Origin of the sequence: Negadavirga shengliensis (assembly GCF_042652345.1) — a bacterium.
In the GTDB taxonomy this organism is placed as follows: Bacteria; Bacteroidota; Bacteroidia; order Cytophagales; family Cyclobacteriaceae; genus Negadavirga; species Negadavirga shengliensis.
This window is the reverse complement of the sequence record NZ_JBHSJJ010000018.1, coordinates 1-25,128: the sequence shown is the minus strand read 5'-3', so window position 1 is coordinate 25,128 and position 25,128 is coordinate 1. Positions and strand designations below refer to the sequence as shown.

The following is a 25,128-nucleotide window of genomic DNA, read 5'->3' as shown; positions in this document are numbered from 1 at the left end:
AAAAAAAACACCGGAAAAACTTCTAATAAGGCCTATATGCCACGTTTCAGCTGGCATGAATATGGTATGGTTTTTTGGTATAAACAGAAAACCGTTCACATCATCATAACCGAATTACTATGACCCACATCGCCATACCCATACCTCTAGGCCCCGGAAAACAGGACATCAACATTGAAGTGACTGTCAACAACCAGAAACAGTCGCTCCACTACAAGGTAGAACTGTTTTATTGGGACGAATGCCAAAATCCCCAGGGCCACCGGGCTGACTGTATCTCCGAAATGTTGGCCAAACATGACCCCAACTGGACGGTATATTACATTGGGGCACCTACGGATACATTTGTGCCCATAACATTCATCGAAAAAGGGAGCAGAAAACGGTCTGAAAATCCGTTTTCTTTAAAGGAACAATGACAGACAGCCGGCGGCCCTTTTGATCATTCCCGGGTAAAAGCCAAAAAACCTTCCCTTTGAAGCCAAAGTCCGGGTCAAATCCGGTCGGAAAGATTGTCACCCTGATCTTTTCTTTCCCTTAGGCCGGTCTGCCTAAAAATTACAGGAATAAAATTTCCGTATATTTAAATAAAGATTATATTCACATCGCATTCAAAACACGGAGCCGGTAAGGGGAACATTAACCTTCCTTCGAAACATGTGATTTTAGACGCGCGCGGCCTGCTCTTTTTCGGGTGTCATGTCGGCTTTTATCCCAAAATTTAACAGAAAACAATCATGAAAAACAACTGCTCTGTATTCCTTCTGTTCGCTGTCTTGTCCACATCCCTATTTTACGCTTGCAGCGGTTCTGATGACGATGGCCCCTTAGCCGCCACCATCGTGGGGTTTTGGAGTTATGACTCCCATGAAATTGAGGCCCGCGTCAATGATAAAGATTTTGTAACCTTTTTGGTCGAGGAATTAGGAATGAACGAAGTGCAGGCCCAATTCTATCAAAGCCTGCTGATAGCCAGTTATGTGAGTACTGAGGATCTACAGTCGACAACGCTGGAATTCAATGAAGACGGAACCTATGAAGTCAGTGATGGCACCGATACCGAAACGGGCACTTATGAGCTGAAAGACAACAGCAGCATTTTACTGATGCACTCCGAAGACAGTACATTGGAATTTCTCGTAGAAGAGCTTTCCCAGAACAGGCTTTCCCTTACTTTTTCTGAGGAAGAACAAATCGATTTGACGGAAGACGGCACAGAAGAAGCTATCCACATGTTGATCAGTCTGAAACTCAAAAAGTAAAACCTGAAACTTTCCTGCATAATGACGCAATTGATTCAAAACTTAAGATGTTTGATCATTTGTCGTTCAACTTTTTAGTGCAGAACACACCCTTGGGTTACCTCTTTTTTAAAATGGATCGGCTTCAAAACCGCCACATAAAGCACCCGACCTGTGACAAAACAATTCCCGTCGCACCCGTACAAGCTACCCAAAAACGTCCGCATGCGGACAAAGATGTTCGGATCAATTGTCCTGAATTTATCTAAAACCTGCGATACATCCCTCACAGGCCCTTATTCTTCATGGCATGGATGTGGATTAAGAAACATTAAAATTTTAAAGGTTTTATCGGTTAGCATTTTATGATTGAACTAAACAACATCGACAAATACATAGACGCCCGTTTCCAGCGGGTCTTTATATTGAAAGGCATAGACCTTACGATCCAGCAGGGAGAATTCGTCACCTTAATGGGGCCGTCCGGGGTGGGAAAATCCACCTTGCTCAACATTTTAGGACTGCTGGATGAGGAATATGAAGGTGAATATACCTTCAGTGACAGAAAAGTATCTTCCATGAAGAGCAAAGAACGCGCCGCACTTCATAAGAGTGAATTTGGACATATTTTTCAAGCTTACCACCTGATCGATGAACTGACGGTGTATGAAAACATCGAGACGCCCTTGCTGTATCGCAAGGTTTCCTCCAGTGAAAGAAAGTCCATCATTGCCGAATTGCTCGACCGGTTCAACATGGTGGCTAAAAAGGACCTTTTTCCAGAGCAGCTTTCAGGAGGACAGCAACAACTGGTAGGTATCGCCCGGGCGATTGCCGGAAAACCCAGAGTGCTGCTGGCCGATGAACCCACAGGCAATCTCCATTCTATCCAAGCGAAGGAAATCATGCAGGTGTTCCAGGAATTGAACCAGGAGGGAACCACCATTATTCAGGCCACCCATTCAAGGGAAAACGCGGAATATGGCACCCGGTTAATTGATATGTTGGACGGAAAAATCAGTCAGGATCTGAGTTTATAAAATGAAAAAGGTGTTGATAACGGCGATGGTAATGTCCCTGACCTTCTCCCTGAATGTAATGGGGCAGGACACTATTCCCCTTACTTTCGAAGAGGCTGTTGAAATTGCATTGAAGCAAAATGTTAATTACCAAAGTCTTAAAAACCAGCAAGAGGTGTTGCGATTGGAAAAGACCAATGCAAAATTAAGGCATCTTCCCAATCTTAACATCAATAACAGCTTTTACAAGCAAATCGGGCAGCAGTTTCAGCAAGTAGAGGGACAGCTTATCGTCACCAATCAAATCAACAACATCATTTCATCCGGCTTGCAATCCCGGATGCCCATCTTCAATGGGGGCGCGAGGCTGCACCAGACACAGGCGGCCGTGTACTACGAAGAGGCGGGCCAAAACGCGTTGGCCAGAACAGCAGAAGTGGTGATATTTGATATTGCGCAACAATACCTGCAAGTGCTTTTGGATGAAGAACTTTATAAAATAGCCTTGGAAAACCTGGAAAACCAGAAAAAACAGCTGGAACAGATAGAAGGATTTGTAAAAGCCGGTCTGCGCACCCTTTCAGACCAGTACAACCAGCAGTCTGAGGTAGCCAGATTGGAGACGGTGGCTTTGGATGCTAAGATACAGTGGGAAACCGACCTTTGGACCCTTGCAGAGACCCTTCAGCTTGAATCAGCGATGGTACCGGATTTAACACCGGTGCTTCTTGGAAAACAGGAAAGCGAATTTTTGGAACTGCCTTTGGAGGAACTGTACGCCATTGGCATGAGCCACAGAAAGGATTACAAACAACAGGAGCTTCTGGAGGCCGCCAACAAGAAAATGGTCAATGTTCAGCGATCCATGATGTTCCCTCAAGTAAACGCCTTTTTCAACTACAATACTTTCTTTACTTCCCTGGATGAAAGGGTGATCAGCGAACAGCTGTTCCTTGTGTATCCCCAGCGGACCATAGGCATTTCTTTAAATATTCCTATCTTCAACAATTTTGACAATAAGGTAAATGTGGCCAGAAGCAGGCTGGAATATCAAAACCAGCTCTTGGAAAAAAAGGCGTTGGAACGGAAAATCCCCCAGGACATCAAATTGGCCTATGAAAACTACAAAGCATCCATAAAAAGACAGGAGGCCACCCAAGTCCAACTTGCAGCGGCAGAAGAAGCCCAAAAAGCGATTTCAGAGAGGTTCCGGTTGGGGGTCAGCAATTTTGTGGACCTGGCCCAAGCCAATCAGCAGTTGGTTACCGCCCAGTCTGATCATGCACAGGCGTTATATACCCTCTATTTTCAGGAAATCATTTTGAAATTTGCGTTGGGTATGCTGGAAATACAGGGCGCCTCTTACTGAGTTCGTGACACGGGAAAAAATACAGGTAATGCCTTCCATATCCGGAAATTGACCAAGACAAAAAGGGGGGATTCACACCCCTCCTTTTCGCATAATCAAATATTATACCCACCATCAATGGTAATGGATGTGCCGGTGATAAAGCTGCCCTCGTCACTACACAGATAGGCGACCAGCCCTGCTATCTCTTCTACTTTTCCGTACCGCTTGATTGCCATTGAAGTTAAAACCGAAGCCGCATGATCGCTGTCCGCCGGATTCATATCCGTATCAACCGGCCCTGGCTGGATTAAATTGACTGTGATTCTCCTTTCACCAAGGTCTCTCGCCATTCCCTTGGTTAAACCTATCAGGGCCGATTTGCTCATGGAATAAAGACTTGCTTCAGGGAAGGAAACGCGTTCGGCCATATTGCTGCCAATATTGATGATTCTCCCGCCCTCCTCCATATTTTTAGCCGCGAACTGCGATGCCACAAAAACCGCTTTGACATTGATCTTCATCATCTGATCATATTCATCAACCCCATATTCCCCAATAGGCTTCAGAGAAAAAATACCGGCATTATTTATCAAAATGTCGATGGGGCCGAACGCTTCCATACCGGCTTCCATCGCCCGGATGATTTCATCCGGATGTTCATTATCGGCTTTTATGGCCATCGCGGTGCCCCGGTGGCTTTTTATAGCCTCCAGTACTTTATGGGCCTTGTCCTCGCTCTTTCCCGAATGGGTAAAAGCAACAGAAGCTCCTGCATCGGATAACCGCTTGGCGATCCCAGCTCCCATTCCCCGGCTTCCCCCTGTAATAAAAGCTACTTTTCCTGTTAGATTTTTCATGATATCGTAAGTTTTTATGCTTGCAAACCTACCCATCAAACTTTACTTTTGTAAGTACTAACAAAATTATCAGGTACTTACGAATATTAAAGAAATGAGAAAAACAACCTCTTCTAACGCTTTGAACGAAAAAAAAATCAACGCCACCTGTGGAATGGGCTACGCGCTGTCTCTGATCGGCGGCAGGTGGAAGTCCAATATACTATGGAGGTTGCTGATCAATGGAAAACTCCGTTACAGTGAACTGCTGAGGCATATTCCGGACATTTCTGAGCGGATGCTGGTTTCACAACTAAGGGAACTGGAAGCAGACCAGTTGGTCAAAAGGACCGTGCACCCCGAGGTTCCACCCAGGGTCGAATATGAAATGACCGATTTGGGCCGTTCCATGGAACCTATGCTCAACAGCATTTCAGAATGGGGTGAAAAGCACCGCAGGGCCATTGACGGTGACCCGCCTTCCGCCGCCCACGGCCAGGTTTGACCGTCCTATTTTATGGCTTCCTTCTGTCGGGCCGGGCGCAAAACTGAAAAGCGGCCCAGCAACCTATCCCACGTTTGTTGGGGTTGATTGAAATTCAGTGCGACATGCAGTATGCCCATCAGGGCCGCCCCGGGAATCAGATTTTTTATCAACCATTCAAAAGCGGGGTAAGTTGAGATACTTTCAAAGTCAGTAACGATTTCCAGCTGGTTTTCGCCAATTTGGATCTTTAGAGCCAAAAACACAGCAATGGAGGCAAAATGAAACCCGTTCACAAAGAGATGAAGGATATATTCCCATCGTGGTAAGCCGCCCATAAATTTTCTGCTGTCTCCTTCAGCATAAGCATCTACAGCCACGGTCAGGATATCCAAAAATACCCACGCCAACCCTATATAAAAAAAGACCAGGGCATCCGATAAATAAAGAAAGTAGAGGATCAGGGGAAACAAAATTGCTCGTGCTGTATGTACCATATGCTCAAATTTGCTCTCCGGATGCACGTGCAGCCGGTATTTGATCAGATGCAGGTAAATCCCATCATAAGTGGCCAAAACCACAAACAACAACATGCTGATTATAGTAATGATAAAGCCCGTTTCCATTTTTCCTGTATTAAGTTTGATTTCATCCCAGAGACGTAGGGACACGGGTAGGGGTGCAAAAAATTTAGAAAAACTTTTCCGCAAACGGTTTTCGCTGATAATCAATCACATTTCCATAGCAGTCCGTCTCTATTTCGCAGCACTTCATCAGCATTTCTTTTAACAGCTTTCTGCCCCTTTGCACCCTTGATTTGACGGCCGAATAAGAAATACCCAGCTTGTCGGCCATTTCTTTCTGGGATATGCCTTCTATTTCGGAAAGCAGCAGGGCCTCCCGGTATTTGGTAGGCAACATCCAAATCAAAGGAAGGATGCACTGGGCAAATTCCTCTGTCACCGCATCGGTATGATTTTCCAGAAGTATGTCTTCACCCACCGGGTCTGAAGGCAATGCTACCTTTTGTTCTTTTTTGATTTGCCTGTAATGGTCTGCTATCACATTTCTGGTGATCTGAAAAATCCAGGAAGTTACCTTGGTATCGTCTTTTAACGTATGGCTATGAGCCTGAACCTTGATGAACACCTCCTGAATAAGGTCTTTCGCCAAATCGGTGTCCCTCACCTTCTGGTAGACAAAGCCCTCAAGTTGACTGTGTAGATCCTTCCATAGTTGATAAAAACGCTGCTTCATGGTTTTTCAAAGTTAAAACTTTTTTATAGACGAAAAACCGCACGGAAAGACGCATGATTCATTATCTTTTTTCCTTACAACCGTAAAAAAAATTCAAGAGAACACATTAAACCTCCACAACGATCAACACAAAGAAGTCGTATGCATCAAATACTTCCTGTATTTTTGATCGGAAAACAGGGAGGGATTAGGATAGAGCAGTCTGCTGTCAAAAGGAACGATCTCCATATTGTTAGCCACTTTGTGGACAAAGTCCGGATTGGACAATGCTTCTTTGCCTATGGCAAAAAGATCGGCCTGTTCTGTATCCAATAGCTTTTGGGAGAGACTTAAGTCCGCCATTTTCCCATTGGCGATCACGGGAATGTCCAGTATCTCTTTGGCCAATCCCGTGAGGGAGCTGCCATCAGGATATAGACATTCCCCCTCCCATCCGAAATGCTCAGCAGCTATGTGAAGGTAGTCTACAGGCGATTTTTGAATTTCATGTAGCAAAGCTTTGGCAGTTTTGCTGCCCCCTTCCCACCTGTATGCCAAATTATTGACCTTTCCTTCAGAAATCCTCAGTCCTACGATAAAGTTTGCCGGCACCTGGTTTCGGATGCCGGCGATGATCTCACAAATGACCCTGAACCTGTTGTCCATGGTGCCTCCGTACTCATCCGTTCTTAGGTTCAGGTAGGGCGTCAGGAACTGATCCAGAAGATAGCCGTTGGCGGCATGCAGTTCTATTCCATGGAAACCGGCTGCGAGGGCATTCTCGGCCGATGATACAAAACCATTAATGACCTGACGGATATCGTCTTCACCCATTGCTTCGGGGACGGGGAAGGGCCCATCTCCTCCCCCATAATGGCCTAACTTCTTTCCCAAAGGAATGATTTCAGACGGTGCTTTGGTCTTGGCCAGAGCCTGTGATATGGATCCTGCATGCATCAGTTGGGCTATGACCAGTGCATTTTGGTCTCTTATCTTGGCTGTGATCCTTTTCCAGGCTTCTACCTGTGTCCAATGCACCAGCCCAGGTTGATTGGGATAAGCTCTGGCATAATGGTCATCAGTATAGATTCCCTCTGTGATGATCCCTCCAAAGCCCCCCACAGCAAATGCGGTGTAATATTCCTGCATTTCCATCGTGGGCACCCCTTTCAAATCCGCGCTCACACGGGTCATTGGAGCCACCAAAAACCGGTTTTTGATTACTTGGGAATTGATGGATGATGGGTCAAATAAAGTCTTCATGGGTCTGTTATTTTGTTCTTAGACCCAAAACTACCCCTGACTTTTTGCAAAAAACTTAAACTACCTTAAGTCTCTTTTTTTATTTTTTGTTAAGCAACTGACTGAAATATTCAGGGGTCACCCCTAAAAAACTGGCTATTCTTTTGGCCGACAGGCGATGCTGAATCTCTGGATATTTTTTTTGAAATTCCAGGTATTTCTTCTCTGCATTCACGGAAAAATTCTGTACGATCCTGTCCTGAAGAGCGATTCCGGCGTTTTCATTCAATATCCTGAAGAACCTCTCGAAAACCGGCAAATCCCTGTACAGATTCTCCAGGTCCGGCTTGGATATCTGTAGCAGGACCGAATCCTCCAAAGCCTGAATTTCCATAGATGACCCTTCTTCTTTTTTAAAACTTTTAAAATCCCCTACCCACCAGTCCTCATGGGGGAAATACAAGGTATGGAGCCTTCCGGAATCATCCGTGATCGCGGTTTGAAAAAGACCTTTTGCAATATAGCTTTCATACCTGCATACCTGAAGCGGTCTTATCAGATATTCCTTTTTGGAAATTTCCCTCAGGGTAAACCGCTTTATGATTTCTTCAAAATCCGCATCATTCAGTGTGATGGATTTTTGGAGATGCTGTCTGAACCGTTTGCTGACTATATCCTCGACTGTCTTCATTATTCCCTAAATTCAGATGACTGGTCAGGTTTTTACTTTAGCTTCTTTTCAATATTATCGCAAAAAAGGACTTCAGGCAGGGATGTTCCCCGTTTCAATAGAATCCTTAACGTATGGCAACTGTTTTTGTTGAATGGGTTTTAAGCCAAAAAGCAGGCGGAGAAAATCAAATTTCATGATAAAGTACCTGATGGTCCCATAGCAAATCATAAAAGTAGCGATCACGACCACGCTGAATTTTTCGCCCACTGTCCAAGCCAGGTCCTTGACGAAAAAACCCAGAAGGATGATGACGGTTTGGTGGAGGATATAAAAAGGATAAACCATTTCATTTAATTTGGGCAGGTAAGCCGATTTTTTGTTGAGATGCCGGAAAGCAAAGCCTAAAATGGCCAATAGCCAGCACCAGCGGTTTATTGAGATAATGTACCTATACACCCTCGGTCCCATCATTGCAAACCCTGTTTCAGATATCCAAAACTGGGTGTATAAAACAGTCACAAGCAGCAACCCTGTGCCCAGGGCATACCATCTCAGATTCCGGATGCGTTCCTGCAAATGGCTGGAAGAAACGATAACAAAACCCAATAGAAAAATACTGATATACAGAAAGTGGCTGGCCCAATCATTGTAAAAGGCATGGGTAGTGGGAAAAAGAGGTCTCAACCAAGCTTCCCCCACTCCCAGCCAGAGGCCGGGAAGCAGTAAAATCATACTGCCATGAAGGGTTTTGAAGGTGTATTTCCCTTGTCTTATGTAACGCAATATGGGCAACAAAACCAGCTGTAACTCAATATATACACCAAAAACCAGAGGTGATGCCAACTGAAATTCCCCTCCGGGTAGGGTTCAAATCTGAAAATGGTAAGGTAAAACCTCAAATAACCCCATTCTGCACCCTGGTCCAAACGCTCCAGGTAAACTTGTGGGGGTATGACCAGAATCATTCCCGCCAACAGGGGAACCAATATTCTTTTTAAGCGGTCCAAGGCAAACACCTTCGGACTTCTATACCCCATGGCGAAGTAGACGCCTGCACCGGAAATCAGAAAAATCAGAGACATCCTCCATTGGCTGAGGAAAAGCATCGGCCATCTTATGGCTTCACTGATCACATTGTTTTTGATATGCCAGTCCCAGCTGACAAAGAGCATTCCGGTATGGAAAAACACAAGTAGTGCGAATGCGATTACCCGCAACCAATCCAGTTCATAGCGTCTCATTTTTAATGGTGTGTTCATAGCTTCTTTTTTGACAAAGAAACTTACCCAGGGTGATGGATACGAACTTTACCGTTCGGATAGAAGTGCTTGCCTATAAACCCGCACCCAAGTGTCCGGCAGATTTCCGGTATTCTCCCGGGGTAGTACCGGCATTTTTCTTGAAGGCAGCGTTGAATGCAGACTTGGACAGATACCCGCTCATTTCAGCGATTTCCTCGATTTTCAGATGAACCGTAGACGGATCAGCAAGTATCCTTTTGGCTTCTTCTATCCTTAATTGGCCCATATATTCGAAAAAGGTTTTGCCCACGGCTTCATTAAGCACCTGTGACAAATAATGCGGCGTTGTGTTTAATTGCTTTGCCAATGTCCCCAGACTCATGGAAGGCTGCACATAAAATTTTGTCCCTTCGAGTACTTTCAGTTTGTTTAAAATCACCTGTTTGCTGTCCTCACTCAGGCTGGATTTTTCATATTTCAACTGGACTAAAGGCTGAAAAAAACCGGAATCCGTCAGCATCTTATAGCTGACAAAGTAAAGCATCAGGGTCAGAAACGAACCCAGGAGATGATCCCCCAGATCATTCTGAAAACTGGCCCTTACCAACAGGTACAATGTCACCACCACCGCAAAAAACCCAATGAGTACCTTTGTCCAGGACAAAAAATAAGGGTTACTTTGGCCGCTTTCTTTTAACTTTCTTTGAAGGAGAAAAGATAAGATCAGGTAAAAACCTAAATGAAAAAAGATCAGATAATCAAGGTTTCTTCGGATATGAAACGGATCTACAGGAAATTGGTAAACAGCCTCAATTAAAGATTGATGGGGGTAAAATGCGTTCAAAAAGGAATTGAATTTGACCGCTTCGTTTTCCAGAAGAAACGGCAAATGGTAAAAGACATAAAAAACAAACGGAATGAAATGCAGGAATTCCCTCTTGCTGTACACTTTCCCGCCCATACTGCGGATCAATAAGAAAACAAGCGGACCTATGGCAAAGACCAAAGGTTCCGAAAAATCCACGAGGATCAAGGTTCGCGCCATTAGACCGCTGTAACCTAAAAATATTTCCAAAAGGATCAGGGAACATGAAAGGGAAAAAAGGGCAAGGATAAGGAAGTGAAACGGCTGTTTGTGGGGTTTTGGAATGAGCAGTACAAAAAGAAATATACCTTGTGCCACCCCCGTCAGGATGATGGCCGTAAAAAAATCAAACCGGAAATAATCAAACTCGTCTGGCATAGCTTAAAACGGGAAAACATTTGACCTCTGCATCAACAAAAACAGAGACCACAGATGCTCATGATTCAACTCATCCTTTGGAAAGAGGAAATTTTTATTCATTTTTGATCCGATCCACCCATTACACTGCCATACACCTCTTCAAAAGACTTACCCCGGTGTCTGGGCCAAAGTGCCGAAAATTCGATTTCGATGTTTTTCAGCAATTGAACACAAAGCTCTTTATCATCATCGGACAAACCATGGGTCATCATTTTGGCATTTTTTGTGATCCTTTCCCGACACAGTTCCACAACTTCCTCTCCCTTTTTTGTAAGGGCTACTCTTTTGGATCTTTTATCTTCCTTGTCATCATATTCCCTGATCAAGCCTCTCTTTTTCATCCTGTTGAGCATATCCGAGCCACTGGACAGTTCAAACAAATTGGCATAAATCACTTCGGTCTTTTTTGGTTTTTCTTCCTGCAGGATAGTCACCAAAATACCAAATTCCTCAATCTGGTTTAATCCCGTGCCTTTGAGCGCCATATTGGCGTATGACATGTTCAGCTTGCTGATCCTTCCGATTATTTTCATCAAAAGACCGTCAATAAAATGGGGTACTACCCCCCCTACCAACGGACCGTTTACTTTTCTACCCTGCTTTTGAGCAAGGTAATACCTGCAAAAATCATCGATGTTTCCGTCAGGATGGCTGGCCTCAAACTTGCCCCATTCATTGACCAATACCACGGTCTTGTTCATATTTCTAGTCCGGTTACGGAGTAAATTTAAAAAAATTAATACAAATCTCTTTATATTATTACGTTATCGTATTATATTTGTAAAATTAACAACGTTTACGTATTAAATTATTTGAAAAATGGCAAGAACTGAAAAAAAGAAAACGCTTTATTGGGTGGCAAAAGGGTTCATAAGCTTCTTCATGCTCTTTAGTGCCTATTATTCATTTTCAAACCCTGAAGCTTTGCGGCTGCTTGGTTTCCCGGACTATTTCAGGATTGAGTTGGTCATCGCAAAGACCATAGGGGCGATTCTTCTTCTGGTCCCCCAAGTCCCATCAAGAATAAAGGAATGGATTTATGCAGGATTTGGCATAGCCATGATTTCCGCATTCATAGCCCATATATGCAGCAATGATCCTGTTTCCCAGATTGTCTTCGTGGCAGCGGATTTTGTTCTGGTAGCTGTTTGTGTGCAGTATGTATATAAACAGGAACATGCTGAAAAACATAACAATCTGATCCATACCAAATAAACAAAAAAATGGGGACGATATATAACATTGCCTTGGTCACCCATATTGTCGGAATTGCCATGATGGCCGGCACGACTTTTATTGACTTTACGACCTTTCGCCAATTCTGGAAAACCTATCAAGGGGACAAATCCAAAGGAATGGTGATGGCAGACGGCTTTCATAGACTGCAAAAGCCTATGGAAATAGGTATGCTTTTGATCCTCGTTTCAGGGATAACCATGATGGTGTACCTGCATCAGGTCTGGGGACGGCAAATGTGGTTCCAAATAAAAATGGGAATCCTGGTGCTCATCATCATCAACGGGTTCGGTGTGAGAAGAAAGTTGGGGTCAACCCTGGAAAAACACCTGGCAACCAACCCCTCGGAAGATGGTTTTGCCGCCCAATTGATGAAGATTAGAAGACATATCAGACTGGCCCATGTCATTCAAATGGCATTCTTCGTGACCATATTTACATTAAGTATATTTAAGTTTAATTGAAGTAACGTAAACGAGCATGACGATAACGCCACATATTGGGATGCCCCGATAGCGGGGAAGGGAAGCGTGCGAGGAGGCTATCCCGAGCTGAGGTGCGGGACAAGTTGTGGCCACTAAAAATCAATTATAAACACATGGAATCAAAGCACAACTCCTGAAGGAAAAAACTATCAGGGTGAAATGCCTTGGATCACGATGTTATAAAACAGGATGCCTAAGAAACTAACGTCCTGGATGGTGGGCCTTGACATTGATTTCTGCCAACCTTACAGTTTCCATGATCCTTTTTTGTCTTGTCTCCGGCCTTTTCGCACTCATAATCCATTCCAGAATTATTTTTCTGGAAGATGGAGAAAAGGCTTGAAAATTCTTGGATGCTTCCGGCTTGCTGTCGAGCAGGTGCAGAAGGTCTGCCGGTATCACCAGGTTTTCTACATCCATTAGGGCTTCCCAAGTTCCGGTTGATTTGGCCAGATCAACGAGTTCCTGGCCACTTGGTCTCATTAATCCCTGGGACTCCATTTTGGCCACCCGATCCCTGTTGATTTTGCTCCACCTGCTTTTGGCGTTTCTGGGAGCAAAATACAGGTAATAGCTGTCTGCGTCCCGCTTATTCGCCTTGCTGTCGATCCAGCCGAAGCAGAGGGCTTCTTCCACCGCTTCTTCGTAGGTTAGGGAAGCAATTTGGCTCTTCTGGCGATAGATGATCATAAATATAGCGGACTTTTCTGTATGGTGATCCTCCAGCCATCTGCGCCAATCTTCTCTGGATGTAAAGGGCATAGCCGGTATGCCGTTGTTTTTTTCCATTTTTTTCTATTTAATAATTTATCCGAAAGTTAAACCGGACAGTGACAGCCCTGTGTCAGGAGCTTTTGATTTTTCATAATCTGCCCATCCATAACGGTAATCCATTGCTATCAAACTGAACCAGGCTAAACGGTTGTTGAATTTCTCCTGTCTATAGAAACATAAAGCAAATAAAAATTCGAAACCAGCATCAAAACTACCGCCGGCGAGCGATAAAGCCTGTTGTTGTCGATCAATTTTAGAATCTGTCCGGTAGAATGCTGCTCATTAAGCTGTTCATGAATAGGGACCTGCAGCCACAAGGATATTCCGAGAAAGTAGGTCAACACCGCAAAATTGACTATATAAATCAACAGATACTTTCTCGGGGGCTTAATTGCCATCAGCAAAAAGCTAAAAAAAAGACACAGCGCAAGTGGCAGCTTAAAAAAAGGAAAGAGCAACTCATCAAAAGTGGTATGGAAGGCAGGGAACTCCTCGGCACCAACCAGCAACCAGGTCCGGTAATTTACCTCATTTTCAATCATTATTGCCCCGATACAATAAAATACCAGTGCCAAATAAATAGACGTCAACAACCTGCTGGATAGGTTTTCCATATCAATATTTTATCAGTACATTTCCAAAACTCCCCTGAGCAAAGCAAGGGCGCCTGCTTTGCTCAGGGGAGTTTCCAAAGAAGTTGTCCATGCACCTGGGATTCTCTCCAGGAACATTTGTTGGGCACGGACTCAAAAATAACTGTCTCATACGGGTTATTGGTTCCTTTTGTTATTTTCAAAACAACAGGTTAAACAGGTATCCGGAGAGCACCATACCGATACCAATCGTTACAAAAAACCCGACAATCAGCCGCTTTTTCATCACTTTTTTGAGCAACAGGGCTTCTGGTAGTGAAAGCCCGATCGATCCCATCATAAATGCTATGGCCGTACCTAACGGCAGGCCCTTCCCCACCATAGATTCAATGACCGGTAATATTCCCACCGCATCTATATAAAGTGGAATAGCCAACACTACTGCCAGTGGTACGGCGAAAGGATTTTCCCTGGAAATATAGGTCTCAAAAAAAGATGCGGGGACATACCCGTGTATAAATGAGCCCACTGCCAAACCAATAAAAACATAAGGTAAAAGCCTTCTTACTGTTTTTATCGATTCAGCGTGAATCATGGGCATCCTCTGAGACAATGTCGCTCTGTTTTTATCCGGATTCACTTCTACATAAGCCAGATTTTGGAGCCAATCCGCCACATATTTTGCGAACCCCAACCGGTCAAGCACCATTCCGCCGACAACCCCTAACAAGATTCCCGTGAGGACATAGATTACGGTTACTTTCCACCCGAAACTCACCCAGAATATGGCGATGGCCACCTCATTGACCAATGGCGAGGAGATCAAAAAGGAAAGTGCAATCCCCAAAGGCACCCTCGCTTGCATCATGCCCACAAACAGCGGTATGGAAGAGCAAGAACAAAAGGGGGTGAACGCTCCCAGTAGTGCGGCAATAACATTTCCCATACCCATTTTTTTATTTCTTTCCAGAAAAGACCTGATTTTATCCATTGACAGGTAGCTGGTCAGGATTTGCATGAAGTACACAACCGCTACCAAAAGGGCCCCTATCTGGGAAAAAGCCATGATGAAGTAATGGAGGGCTTCAGCGTACCAAAGCCCCCTATCCCAATCCAACCATTCAAATACCAGGTTGTCAGCCAAGGCCCCCAACCCATCTTTCAATATTTCCATCATTTAAACACTGATTTTTTGTTTTTCAAATAGGTTCACCAGTTTGTCGGGATCTTTAAATTCCTTAAAATCCATTACCTGGCCGTTTATGACTATTGATGGGAAACTGGTGGTGCCATATTGGACAACCTCCTGGAGGTCGGACAGTTCTGCGATATTAACTTTTACACCTGCTTTTGAAGCAGCGGTTTCCACTATCTGACGCAGCGGAGAAGCTGAACCACAACAGGGAGAATGGAGAATTTTAATGTCGATAAGCATGGTAGATGCGTTTTGAAATTAAACATTTTACCCTGTAGTCGGGAGGAAGCATAAAAAGACGCAAACTTTGCGCGCTCATTTATTTCCAAAATTGCCAACCCTTTAGAGATCAGCATCAAACCTATCGCATATCTGCACACAATTAGGAATATTTCCTACAATAATAGCAGCAAAAACAACATACATATGGGATTTGTTTTGCGGCACAGAACCGGGAATTTTACACGATAATTGACCATATCTGCTATGAACGCAACAACCGCACAAATCCCAGCCAGAAACAACCGATGGTATGTTTTTAGTCTTTTGTTATTTCCGCTTGGTCTCCTTTATATTTGGAGACTCCCTACCAGTATCTTTATAAAGATAGCGTATACTGTACTTGCACCTCCGTTATTTCTTTACCTGACATTGTTAATTTTATCTGTCGCATTACCTCCTTTGGATCTTACCGTCGGAAACCGACAGGACAGAACCCTTTATAATCCCAGCGGCAACTACGCCGTTACTTTTCTGAAAACAGGCAAAGAAACCGGGGGAGCTTATGAGGAGATTCTTGTGGAACTGGAAGCTGGGGGTGGTAATGGCTGGCACTATCACACCACCTTCGATGAACAGTTTACGGTGATAGAAGGACAGGTTGAAATTGGGTTAAACGGTGAAGCCATTTACTTGGAAAAAGGTCAAACTGTGACTGCCAGGAAAAGTGAGGAACATTATTTCCACAACCCCACCTCCGGCAAATCGAATCTTTTGGTAAAAACCATACCCGCAAGAGGTCTTGAAAAAACCATAAGAATAGGATACGGCCTCGAAAATGACGGGCTAATGCAGGAAGATATGACAGAAAATCCTTGGCATATGGCATTGTTGCTGGGCTACAGTGAAACCTATTTTGGAGGTATTCCTGCCGTCGTCCAAGCGCCTGTTGTCAATGGTCTGGCCAGGCTTGCCCAGTGGCTTGGGCATGACAAAGACCTGAAAAAATATTTTATGTAATGTTACCTTCTTTGAAACTGAAAAATCTGTGTGTCCTTGGTCCTTTCCTTTTTAAAATTACGGGTAGCCCATAGGCACACAGATTCTTTCGTTTTCCCACTTACTTCATATAAGCGTCCCTGATGGCTTTGAACTCGGAATTGGCTTTCCACTGGGGCCAGCTATCCGAATTGGCCAGCCTTTTTCCCACTGAAAAGAGCAGTTGTACATCCTCTGCGGCGCCATCCAGGTTCCAGCGCCCGGGATCATATTCATCACCGGGCTTGTGGTAATATTCGGCGGTATAATTGTCCTGCAAGTCCTTTCCGTATTCCTTACCTTTTTCCATATGGTCTATGCCGGTGCCTATGTACAGGGCCGGGATGCCGATCTTGGCAAAATTGAAATGGTCAGAGCGGAAATAATATCCCGCCGAAGGCGTAGGTTCCGGAGCGGCATACCGTCCGACTTTTTCCAGTTCGTCTTCCAGAATATCCTCCAGTTCCGACTGCCCTATTCCGATCAACGATACGTCTTTCATTTTTCCATAAGGGTTGATACCGTCCATGTTGATGTTGGCCACGGTTTTTTCTTTGGGGTAAATCGGATTGGCCGCGTAATAAGCCGAACCCCAAAGTCCCTGTTCCTCCGCTGTTACGGAGAGAAAAACCACGGTCCGTTCCGGTTGGGCTTCTTCTTTAAATGCCTTGGCCAAAGCCAAGAGAGCAGCCGTGCCGCTGGCATTGTCCAGGGCGCCGTTGTATAGGGAGTCCCCTGTTTCATCGGGTTTTCCATAGCCCAAATGATCCCAATGGGCGGTATAGATGACATATTCATCCGGGCGGGTTTTCCCCTCGATTTTGGCAATGACGTTTTTGGTAACATCGTAAGTGGCCTGTACTTCCATGGAAGTGCTTGCTTTTAACCCCATAGGAACAGCCTGAAAATCGGGCTTTCTGGATTTGGCCAGCATTTCGCTGGCGTTCATGCCGGCCAGTTCAAAAAGACGGTTGGCCACGGGCAAGGTCACCCAGCCTTCAAATACCGGCCGATAGCTTTCCTTACCTCTTTGGTCCAGGTAAAGCTTGGTGGTGTTCCATGAATTCTGTATCACGTTGAACCCGTAGCCGGCAGGAATGGTATTGTGCACAATTAAGGTGCCCAGAGCACCTTGTCGCGCTGCCTCCTCGTACTTGTAAGTCCAGCGGCCATAGTAGGTCATGGTATTGCCCTTGAACAGGGATTCGTCCTCCGTGCCGAAACCGGGATCATTGACCAGCACCATGACGATTTTGTCTTTCACATCCATGTTTTTATAATCGTCCCAGCCATATTCCGGCGCCACGATACCGAAACCCGCGAAGACGATCTCCACATCCTCCACCGGCGGGGGACCTTCTTCCCGTTGGGTCCAGAGCACATAGTCTTTTAAACCTTCCAGTTGCAGATTGCCCTTACCGGACCGAATACTCATGCCGGCAGCAGGGTTGGTTTTGATGGAGACCATGGGCACGTCCTGAAAATAGGAATTCCCGTTGCCGGGCTGTAGTCCCAGGCTGCGGAATTCATTTTCCAGATAATTGACGGTGAGGACTTCTCCATCGGTGAAGGGCATGCGGCCCATGTATTCGTCCGAAGAAAGTTCGATCAGATGGGTTTCCAGATCAGAAACCTGGATCTGATAGGATCGGTCTTCCTTCCCGTTCCCGCAGGAAGTCATCAACAAAAAGCCGGAGATGAATGTGCAGACAGATATTCTCATGGGTATGTGATGTTGGTAGGATAAGTGGACCGTCAACTTAACTTTTTATTCCGTATCACCAAGATGGTTAAATAAATGAAAATATCATAGCGCGACAGGTTTTTCTGGACAAATCCGGGGGATGTTTAGCATTTCCATTTTGCTATTCAGAAACGAAAGGGGAACTCAGTATTCAGGAAACAGGGAACAGGGAATCGGGAACAGGGAATCGGACGAAAACTCCTGTTCTCTTTTCCCTATTCACTTTTCACTAAGTATTCAGGAAACGGGGAACAGAGAACCGGGAACAGGGAATCGGACGAAAACTCCTGTTCTCTTTTCCCTATTCACTTTTCACTAAGTATTCAGGAAACGGGGAACAGAGAACCGGGAACAGGGAATCGGGCGGAAACACACCTGTTATCTTTTCCCTATTCACTGTTCACGGAGCATTCAGGAAACGGGGAACCGGGAACCGGGAACAGGGAATCGGACGAAAACTCCTGTTCTCTTTTCCCTATTCACTATTCACTAAGTATTCAGGAAACGGGGAACCGGGAACCGGGAACAGGAAACCGGCCGGAAACCTCCTGTTCTCTTTTCCCTATTCACTTTTCACTAAGTATTCAGGAAACAGGGAACAGGGAATCGAACGAAAACTCCTGTTCTCTTTTCCCTATTCACTATTCACTAAGTATTCAGGAAACAGGGAACAGAGAACCGGGAACAGGAAACCGGCCGGAAACCTCCTGTTCTCTTTTCCCTATTCACTTTTCACTAAGTATTAAGGAAACGGGGAACAGAGAACCGGGAACAGGGAATCGAACGAAAACTCCTGTTCTCTTTTCCCTATTCACTTTTCACTAAGTATTAAGGAAACGGGGAACAGTGAACCGGGAACAGGAAATCGGATGAAAACTCCTGTTCTCTTTTCCCTATTCACTATTCACTAAGTATTCAGGAAACAGGGAACAGAGAACCGGGAACAGGAAACCGGGCGGAAACCATCTATTCACTTTTCCCTATTCCCTATTCACGGAGTATTCAGGAAACAGGGAACAGAGAACCGGGAACAGGAAACCGGACGGAAACCTCCTGTTCTCTTTTCCCTATTCCCTATTCACGGAGTATTCAGGAAACAGGGAATCGGAAACGGGGACAGGAAATCGGACAAAATCCCCCGAACGATAAATCCCCTAAAAAAACCGAATTCAATTCAACCAAAACTTCAAAATCTCTCCCATAAATTCCCTGCTATGCTTCCCCCAGTATTTGGAATCCATTGGGCCGGTTCCACTGAACCTTATCCCATCTTCCGCTCCCATCAACAGGCCGGTCATTCCATCAGCCATGACGATGATTTTACCGCCCCGGCTTGTCTCCACGAAGGCACTGTGCACATAATCTCCCCGATCATAAACCCGGCTGATCACCTTCCCTCCCTGAACGGACCGCCCGCCGCTGTAAGGCAACTCCCAAGCCTGGGAACAAACATCCCAGTTGACCACCAATGCTCCGCAATTGTGCCTGACCGGAGCATCATCGGTAAGTTTGATTCCAAAGGGGCTGATGACCTCATTTATCCCGGTTTCTTTTAAGGGTGTTCTCCTTTCTTCATCAAAAATCAACAATAAAGAACCTCCCGATTCAATAAAATCAACAATGGCTTTTTTCTCAGAAGCTTTGTAGGATTGGTTGGGAGAGAAGATCACCAAGCCCTTCTTTCCTGCCAATGTTTTACCTTCAATCTCAGACAGATGGTCAACAAGTGTTGTTTGCAGCGCTTTTTGATCCTCCGGGCCAAAGACTTCTTCATTGAAGAACTGATATAGGCTGGGGGCATTTGGATTGTCTATTTTCCGGTGGAAAGAATCAAAAACAACCGTCATGTTATCCTGCGCAAAACAGTTAAAAGATAAGAAACCGAGCATCATTACCGCAAGATGATATATGGCCCGGGCGGAATTGAATGACATTAACTTTTTCATGGATTCTTTAAGTAACTTTATGGTGTTTAAAACAAGACAAATGGATCGTTGGTCAATTTTAATGGACAACCGTTCATTTTCCTATTTGCAGCTTGTTCAAGTCTGTACAAGTTTGTTCAAACAATAATAAATTCGCTTATGTCCGACGACAAATCCTATATTACCCAATGTACCCGTGAAATAGAAAAAGTTTTGGGATGGGGAAGCAGCAAGCACTGGACGAGCAGTGATTTTCGAAAACTGAGTGAGCATATCTGGGAAAAAACAAACGTAAACCTGAGCGTCACCACTTTGAAACGGATTTGGGGCAAGGTAAAATATACCAGCGAACCTACCATCAATACGCTGAATACCCTGGCGCAATTCCTTGGCCACGACAACTGGCGGGCCTATAGAAACCGGCTTGAAAATGCCCCCACAGAAGAAAAGGTGGCCCAAGCGTCAGGGATTTTAAAAAGCCGCGCCCGTTATATGTGGAACGGAAAAAGTAGCAAATCCCGGCTGATAGTGGCCTCTTCCGTGATGGCAGTGGCAGTCCTTGTGTTATTGGTCCTGAGCTCTTCGCCAAAAATCAACCCGGAGGATTATCAGTTTAGTAGCAATACCATTGCTGCCGGGGGCGTCCCCAACTCCGTGGTATTTGAATATGACGCCAGCAAAGCGCCCACTGAAAAGGTGTATATCCAACAAAATTGGGATCCTTCAAGAAGGACGTTGGTATCAAAAAATAACCATCACCATACTTCCATTTACTATTATCCGGGATACTTCAGCGCCAAATTGGTCATCGGAGACCAGGTAGTCCGGGAACATGACCTGTTTATCGTCTCTGACGGGTGGGTGGCTGCCATTCACAACCAGCCTGTTCCGCTTTATCTGGACAGGAAGGATTATATGCAAGGCGATGTATTGGAAATCAATACAAAAATGATCAATGCTGCCGGCATATCCATGCAGCCCGAAATTCCCGAGTTGAGAGTTGTGAATGTCCGGCAAATGGACGATCTCAAAACGGATAATTTCACTTTTAATACCACCGTCAGGAATGATTTTAAACGAGGCTCAGCGGCCTGCCAGAAAGTAGTCGTATTCATTCTCTGTAAAAATGACGTGATCATCGTTCCGCTGCTTTCCAAAAGATGCGTGGGTGATATCGGGATTTTTGCAGCAGGCGCCCAAGTCACCAGCCAGGAAGCCGATTTATCCGGGTTCGGAGCGGAAATGAGTGAATGGACCCATCTCAATATAGAATGCAAAGAAGGGCATATGCGCTTCATGGTAAACGGGAATGAAGCATACGATTTGGTATTGAAAAATCCTCCTTCGGAGATCATAGGTGTCCAGTACCGTTTTGAAGGAGTCGGCGCCATCAAGGATACCCGTTTCTCCCACGCTGAAACCATTTTTGAATTTTGAGGCTTCGATCACATCAATGTGTAGCCTTATCTCCTATTGTCAATAGAAAAACCCCATTTTCATGGGATAAGAGATGAAATACATATGGGGGAAATTTGCGTGACTAACAAAACTTAAAACCATGAAAAGAACGATTGTAATTTTTGCATTGGGCTTGCTGATAAGCGGCATGGCCACCTCATGTTACACGCAAACCTATACGGTAGGCCAAGGCCCTCAGAAAGGGGTAGAAGTAAAGGACAAAAGCCATTACCTGGTGTATGGCCTGGCACCGATCAAGACTGCGAATCCGGTTCAAATGGCTGGAACAAGCCAGGATTATGAGGTAACCATCCAGCATACCTTTGTAGATGGGTTGATCAATGCCATCACTTTTGGCCTGTACACCCCGACCACAACCAAAGTGGTTAAATAGGGGGGAATGGGGAATCTGGAATCGGGCGAATCCTCCCATTACTTTTCCTATTCATTATTCTCTGAGCATTTTGAAATCAGGAAAAAGGGAACAGGGAACAGGGAATCGGGCGGAAATCTTCCATTAACTTTTCCCTATTCACCGTTCACGGAGTATTCAGGAAAAAGGGAACAGGGAACAGGGAATCGTGCGGAAACCTTCTATTCCCTTTTCCCTATTCACTGTTAACTCAGTATTCAGGAAACAGGGAACAGGGAACGGGGAACAGGGAATCGAACGGAAACCTCCTGTTCTCTTTTCTCTATTCACTTTTCACTAAGTATTAAGGAAACAGGGAACAGAGAACCGGGAATAGGAAATCGGGCGAAAACTCCTGTTCTCTTTTCCCTATTCACTATCCACTAAGTATTCAGGAAAAAGGGAACAGGGAACGGGGAACAGGGAATCGGACGAAAAACCTCCTGTTCTCTTTTCCCTATTCACCGTTCACGGAGTATTCAGAAAAAAGGGGAATCGGGAACAGGGAACAGGGAATCGGGCGGAAACCTTCTATTCCCTTTTCCCTATTCACTGTTAACTAAGTATTCAGGAAACGGGGAACGGGGAACGGGGACGGGGAATCGGACGAAAACTCCTGTTCTCTTTTCCCTATTCCCTATTCACTCAGCATTCAGGACCAGAGAAGGGGAAAGTGTGAACAGGAAATCGAACGAAATCCTATTTAGCCAAATGGGATCTGATCTCCCTTATCCTGTCCTTGATGCTGATTTTGGAAATATCCACGTTATCGGACACTGCCATTAAAAAATCGACCACTGCCCCCCCGTGGTCTGTAGATTTGCCGTCCTTAATGGAAACATATCTCATCGTGGTCCAGAGCAGCGTCTTCAACTCCTCTTTGCTGTCGTCGGTCATGTAATATTCCACAAGCACCGAATGGTGGTCATGCCAGATCACCCTGCTCATGATGCGTACCCATTCTCCCACCATAGCGGGCCTGATGTAGGAGATATTGTGGTTGTATACCACCCATGCGGCATGGTATTTTCTGATAAAATCTATCATCTCCACACCGTACAGCTTGGGTACCTGGTCTTCACGGGCATTGAAAAAGTAATCAAAATATTTGGCATTGTTGAGGTGCTGTAGTGGGTCGCAGTCCTGAAACCGGATCACCACCCTGCTCTCTGTTTCTGTTGGATAATGTTTATCAGGATCAAATTCAAACATAACTTATCTTTTGAGGATTAGGTAAAGGAGCACGCTATCCAAATATATATGACTTATATCATTGGGTAGTTTCTGATTAATTCATTAATTTAATGAACTTAAAAACCAAATCCCAAAGATGAAGATTTTAGTTCCTACCGACCTGTCTGATAATGCTAAAAATGCATTCGAATTTGCAAAAGCCTATGCAAGGCAACAGGACGCTTCCATAACCTTACTATATGCTTACTATGCGGTATACGATTTTGCTGCGCAGGCCGCCGAGATCATCCAGGCAATTGAAAGCGATGCCAAAAAAGCCTTGAAAAAAGAAATCGGCACCGGCAGAGAAGAAGGCCTTCAGATTGATTACAAGATCGTTCAGGGGACGGTATCCACGGCCATCAATGCCACCGTATACAACGGGGATTATGATCTCGTCATTATGGGAACCCAAGGGGCCAGCGGTATCAAAAAAACTCTGATAGGCTCCAACACAGCTACAGTAGTCAAGGAAAGCGAGGTGGCCGTGATCGCTGTGCCGGCGGGGTCAACCTTTGAAAGCATAAGGGAAATTACCGTTGCCATAGAATTGTCCAATGAAAACGAAGTGTTTTTCAAAAGGCTTATCGAACTTACGGAGACCTGGAATCTGCCCTATCAGGTCATTCATGTGGATACCAAGTCAGATTTCAACAAAACCCTTTCATTTAAAGGGCTGGAGGCTTTTCTCAATGAAACTTATCCGGATTGTGAGTTCCATTTTTTAAGGATCCCCGCAAAAGAAACCGATAAGGGACTGGATGATTACCTGAAAGATGTCTCGGATTGTCTATTGGTCATGTTTTCCAAAAACAAAACCTTCTTTGAATTTCTGTTTAACAGGAGCCACAGTGTTAAAATGGCTTACCACACCCATGTCCCCCTGCTGGTCATAAAGTAACGCACCATGAAAGCTGTTGTGATCCAAAGGCCCGGAGGACCGGAAGTGCTCCAAGTTGAGGAAAGAGACGTCCCTGAACCCCAGGAAAAGGAGGTGCTGATCCGCGTAAAAGCCGCTGGCGTAAACCGCCCCGATGTGGCCCAACGTATGGGTAAATACCCTTCTCCCCCCGGAGTCCCCGCCGATATACCCGGACTGGAAGTTTCGGGAACCATTGAGAAATTAGGTTCTGAGGTTAAAATCTGGGAGGTGGGTGACGAGGTATGTGCTTTGATAGCAGGAGGAGGTTATGCAGAATATGTGGTGGCTCCTGCTGAGCAATGTCTTACCCTTCCCGAAGGAGTGAAGCTAACAGAGGCCGCCTCATTGCCCGAAACATGCTTCACCGTATGGAATAATGTTTTTGACATTGGCCGTTTCACGCAAGGAGAGACTGTATTGGTCCATGGCGGAAGCAGCGGAATCGGCGTCGCCGCCATTCAAATGATTACGGCCATGGGTGGAAAAGTATATGTGACAGCGGGTTCTGAGGAGAAATGCAGATTTTGTGAGTCGCTAGGAGCCACGTTAGCCGTCAACTACCGGACCACTGACTTTGAAGAAGCCATCAGGGACCATCTGGGCGACAAAAGACTGGACATTATTCTGGACATGGTCGGAGGTACTTACGCTCCAAAAAACATCAGGCTGCTGGAAGCCAGGGGAAGGCTGATCATGATCAATGCCATGCAGGGCAAGATGGCCGAAGTGGATTTGCTGAGGGTGATGACCAAACAGCTGGTGATTACGGGTTCCACCCTGCGCCCTCAATCCGTATCGTACAAAGGCCTGATCGCCAGGAAACTCATGAACCAGATATGGCCGTTATTTCCTGACCTCATCAAGCCGGTTGTATTCGCCCGTTTCCCGTTGGAGGATGCCTCCAAGGCCCATGCCCTCATGGAAAGCTCTTCTCACATAGGAAAAATCCTGTTATTAGCTTAAAGAATAAGGATTAATTTCATTAAATTTATTGAAGTCAGCCGATGAATCGCATGGAGGACATGAGGGAGGGGATGTTTTTATTGGGTTGTCATGGTTGTCGTCGTGGTTGGGGAGGGCAGTTTGGTTGCTGCTTAGGCTTTTGTGGAAGCCAGCGGTTTTAGAACCAAATATTTGTCCACTGATCCCGAAGCAAATGCCATATCCGTTAACTTAAGCATAGAACAGGTCGTAAAGTATTTGATGATGGGGCTTTTGTTTGAGTCTTTTCTCTACAGTCAATTTGGGGATTATGGGGACCAGACTGGTGATGAACCAATTGGCAA

At 45.2% G+C, this 25,128-nt stretch carries 28 protein-coding genes; 12 read left to right on the top strand and 16 right to left on the bottom strand.

Annotation, left to right across the window (positions count from 1 at the left end; all coding sequences use genetic code 11):
- The first annotated feature begins 119 nt into the window (after nt 1-119).
- The 4 genes from ACFPFU_RS22240 to ACFPFU_RS22225 all read left to right on the top strand — a co-directional run bounded on the left by ACFPFU_RS22240 (nt 120) and on the right by ACFPFU_RS22225 (nt 3,629).
- Nucleotides 120-419: a hypothetical protein gene (locus ACFPFU_RS22240; protein WP_377068293.1), complete on the top strand. Its 300-nt coding sequence runs from the start codon at nt 120-122 to the stop codon at nt 417-419.
- Nucleotides 420-737: 318 nt separating this feature from the next.
- Nucleotides 738-1,262, top strand: coding sequence for a hypothetical protein (locus ACFPFU_RS22235; protein ID WP_377068291.1), 525 nt, complete (start codon nt 738-740; stop codon nt 1,260-1,262).
- A gap of 344 nt (nt 1,263-1,606) precedes the next feature.
- On the top strand, nt 1,607-2,281 hold the full coding sequence (locus ACFPFU_RS22230) for an ABC transporter ATP-binding protein (protein WP_377068289.1): 675 nt from the start codon (nt 1,607-1,609) through the stop codon (nt 2,279-2,281).
- Nucleotide 2,282: 1 nt separating this feature from the next.
- Nucleotides 2,283-3,629, top strand: coding sequence for a TolC family protein (locus ACFPFU_RS22225; RefSeq protein ID WP_377068287.1), 1,347 nt, complete (start codon nt 2,283-2,285; stop codon nt 3,627-3,629).
- Nucleotides 3,630-3,724: 95 nt separating this feature from the next.
- Here ACFPFU_RS22225 and ACFPFU_RS22220 read toward each other — a convergent pair whose 3' ends face one another.
- A complete protein-coding gene (locus ACFPFU_RS22220; RefSeq protein WP_377068285.1) occupies nt 3,725-4,468 on the bottom strand; it encodes an SDR family NAD(P)-dependent oxidoreductase in 744 nt (247 codons plus the stop codon).
- A 94-nt stretch (nt 4,469-4,562) separates the two neighbouring features.
- Between ACFPFU_RS22220 and ACFPFU_RS22215 the strand changes: the two genes are divergently transcribed.
- On the top strand, nt 4,563-4,952 hold the full coding sequence (locus ACFPFU_RS22215; protein WP_377068283.1) for a winged helix-turn-helix transcriptional regulator: 390 nt from the start codon (nt 4,563-4,565) through the stop codon (nt 4,950-4,952).
- Nucleotides 4,953-4,957: 5 nt separating this feature from the next.
- Here the strand turns inward: ACFPFU_RS22215 and ACFPFU_RS22210 are convergent, their stop codons facing one another.
- The 8 genes from ACFPFU_RS22210 to ACFPFU_RS22175 all read right to left on the bottom strand — a co-directional run bounded on the left by ACFPFU_RS22210 (nt 4,958) and on the right by ACFPFU_RS22175 (nt 11,309).
- Nucleotides 4,958-5,557, bottom strand: coding sequence for a hypothetical protein (locus ACFPFU_RS22210; protein WP_377068281.1), 600 nt, complete (start codon nt 5,555-5,557; stop codon nt 4,958-4,960).
- A gap of 64 nt (nt 5,558-5,621) precedes the next feature.
- Nucleotides 5,622-6,188: an RNA polymerase sigma factor SigZ gene (gene sigZ / locus ACFPFU_RS22205; RefSeq protein ID WP_377068279.1), complete on the bottom strand. Its 567-nt coding sequence runs from the start codon at nt 6,186-6,188 to the stop codon at nt 5,622-5,624.
- A 123-nt stretch (nt 6,189-6,311) separates the two neighbouring features.
- On the bottom strand, nt 6,312-7,430 hold the full coding sequence (locus ACFPFU_RS22200) for an oxidoreductase (protein ID WP_377068277.1): 1,119 nt from the start codon (nt 7,428-7,430) through the stop codon (nt 6,312-6,314).
- A gap of 79 nt (nt 7,431-7,509) precedes the next feature.
- Nucleotides 7,510-8,100, bottom strand: a complete 591-nt coding sequence (locus ACFPFU_RS22195) for a Crp/Fnr family transcriptional regulator (RefSeq protein WP_377068275.1) — start codon at nt 8,098-8,100, stop codon at nt 7,510-7,512.
- A 72-nt stretch (nt 8,101-8,172) separates the two neighbouring features.
- On the bottom strand, nt 8,173-8,814 hold the full coding sequence (locus ACFPFU_RS22190; protein WP_377068273.1) for an acyltransferase family protein: 642 nt from the start codon (nt 8,812-8,814) through the stop codon (nt 8,173-8,175).
- Nucleotides 8,815-8,852: 38 nt separating this feature from the next.
- Nucleotides 8,853-9,341, bottom strand: coding sequence for an acyltransferase family protein (locus ACFPFU_RS22185; protein ID WP_377068271.1), 489 nt, complete (start codon nt 9,339-9,341; stop codon nt 8,853-8,855).
- A 73-nt stretch (nt 9,342-9,414) separates the two neighbouring features.
- Nucleotides 9,415-10,566 (bottom strand): AraC family transcriptional regulator, encoded by a 1,152-nt coding sequence (locus ACFPFU_RS22180; RefSeq protein WP_377068269.1) that lies wholly within the window; start codon nt 10,564-10,566, stop codon nt 9,415-9,417.
- Between the two features lie 98 nt (nt 10,567-10,664).
- Nucleotides 10,665-11,309, bottom strand: a complete 645-nt coding sequence (locus ACFPFU_RS22175) for a MarR family winged helix-turn-helix transcriptional regulator (RefSeq protein WP_377068267.1) — start codon at nt 11,307-11,309, stop codon at nt 10,665-10,667.
- A gap of 118 nt (nt 11,310-11,427) precedes the next feature.
- On the opposite strand from ACFPFU_RS22175, the gene ACFPFU_RS22170 reads away from it, so the two are divergent.
- Together ACFPFU_RS22170 and ACFPFU_RS22165 are read left to right on the top strand one after the other, a co-directional pair.
- Nucleotides 11,428-11,823, top strand: a complete 396-nt coding sequence (locus ACFPFU_RS22170) for a DoxX family protein (protein WP_377068265.1) — start codon at nt 11,428-11,430, stop codon at nt 11,821-11,823.
- An 8-nt stretch (nt 11,824-11,831) separates the two neighbouring features.
- Nucleotides 11,832-12,308, top strand: coding sequence for a hypothetical protein (locus ACFPFU_RS22165; RefSeq protein WP_377068263.1), 477 nt, complete (start codon nt 11,832-11,834; stop codon nt 12,306-12,308).
- A 222-nt stretch (nt 12,309-12,530) separates the two neighbouring features.
- Here the strand turns inward: ACFPFU_RS22165 and ACFPFU_RS22160 are convergent, their stop codons facing one another.
- From ACFPFU_RS22160 to ACFPFU_RS22145, 4 genes are all read right to left on the bottom strand, one after another.
- On the bottom strand, nt 12,531-13,118 hold the full coding sequence (locus ACFPFU_RS22160) for a YdeI/OmpD-associated family protein (protein WP_377068261.1): 588 nt from the start codon (nt 13,116-13,118) through the stop codon (nt 12,531-12,533).
- A gap of 125 nt (nt 13,119-13,243) precedes the next feature.
- Nucleotides 13,244-13,717 (bottom strand): hypothetical protein, encoded by a 474-nt coding sequence (locus tag ACFPFU_RS22155; RefSeq protein WP_377068259.1) that lies wholly within the window; start codon nt 13,715-13,717, stop codon nt 13,244-13,246.
- 178 nt (nt 13,718-13,895) lie between these two features.
- Nucleotides 13,896-14,873 carry a permease gene (locus ACFPFU_RS22150; protein ID WP_377068257.1) on the bottom strand — a complete coding sequence of 326 codons (978 nt, stop codon included), beginning with the start codon at nt 14,871-14,873 and terminating at the stop codon, nt 13,896-13,898.
- Nucleotides 14,874-15,131, bottom strand: a complete 258-nt coding sequence (locus ACFPFU_RS22145) for a thioredoxin family protein (RefSeq protein ID WP_377068255.1) — start codon at nt 15,129-15,131, stop codon at nt 14,874-14,876.
- A 246-nt stretch (nt 15,132-15,377) separates the two neighbouring features.
- Between ACFPFU_RS22145 and ACFPFU_RS22140 the strand changes: the two genes are divergently transcribed.
- The gene (locus ACFPFU_RS22140; RefSeq protein WP_377068253.1) at nt 15,378-16,130 is read left to right on the top strand and encodes a cupin domain-containing protein; all 753 of its coding nucleotides are present in this window, start codon (nt 15,378-15,380) and stop codon (nt 16,128-16,130) included.
- A gap of 100 nt (nt 16,131-16,230) precedes the next feature.
- Here ACFPFU_RS22140 and ACFPFU_RS22135 read toward each other — a convergent pair whose 3' ends face one another.
- Entirely contained in the window at nt 16,231-17,871 is a 1,641-nt protein-coding gene (locus ACFPFU_RS22135; protein ID WP_377068251.1) for a M28 family metallopeptidase, read from the bottom strand.
- Between the two features lie 1,190 nt (nt 17,872-19,061).
- On the bottom strand, nt 19,062-19,838 hold the full coding sequence (locus ACFPFU_RS22130; protein WP_377068249.1) for a hypothetical protein: 777 nt from the start codon (nt 19,836-19,838) through the stop codon (nt 19,062-19,064).
- Between the two features lie 138 nt (nt 19,839-19,976).
- On the opposite strand from ACFPFU_RS22130, the gene ACFPFU_RS22125 reads away from it, so the two are divergent.
- The gene (locus ACFPFU_RS22125) at nt 19,977-21,254 is read left to right on the top strand and encodes a hypothetical protein (RefSeq protein WP_377068247.1); all 1,278 of its coding nucleotides are present in this window, start codon (nt 19,977-19,979) and stop codon (nt 21,252-21,254) included.
- 121 nt (nt 21,255-21,375) lie between these two features.
- Entirely contained in the window at nt 21,376-21,669 is a 294-nt protein-coding gene (locus tag ACFPFU_RS22120; protein WP_377068245.1) for a Bor family protein, read from the top strand.
- 717 nt (nt 21,670-22,386) lie between these two features.
- Here the strand turns inward: ACFPFU_RS22120 and ACFPFU_RS22115 are convergent.
- The gene (locus tag ACFPFU_RS22115) at nt 22,387-22,899 is read right to left on the bottom strand and encodes an acyl-CoA thioesterase (protein WP_377068243.1); all 513 of its coding nucleotides are present in this window, start codon (nt 22,897-22,899) and stop codon (nt 22,387-22,389) included.
- A 118-nt stretch (nt 22,900-23,017) separates the two neighbouring features.
- Between ACFPFU_RS22115 and ACFPFU_RS22110 the strand changes: the two genes are divergently transcribed.
- Entirely contained in the window at nt 23,018-23,821 is an 804-nt protein-coding gene (locus tag ACFPFU_RS22110) for a universal stress protein (protein WP_377068241.1), read from the top strand.
- A 6-nt stretch (nt 23,822-23,827) separates the two neighbouring features.
- Nucleotides 23,828-24,805: an NAD(P)H-quinone oxidoreductase gene (locus ACFPFU_RS22105; RefSeq protein ID WP_377068239.1), complete on the top strand. Its 978-nt coding sequence runs from the start codon at nt 23,828-23,830 to the stop codon at nt 24,803-24,805.
- Nucleotides 24,806-25,128 lie beyond the last annotated feature (323 nt).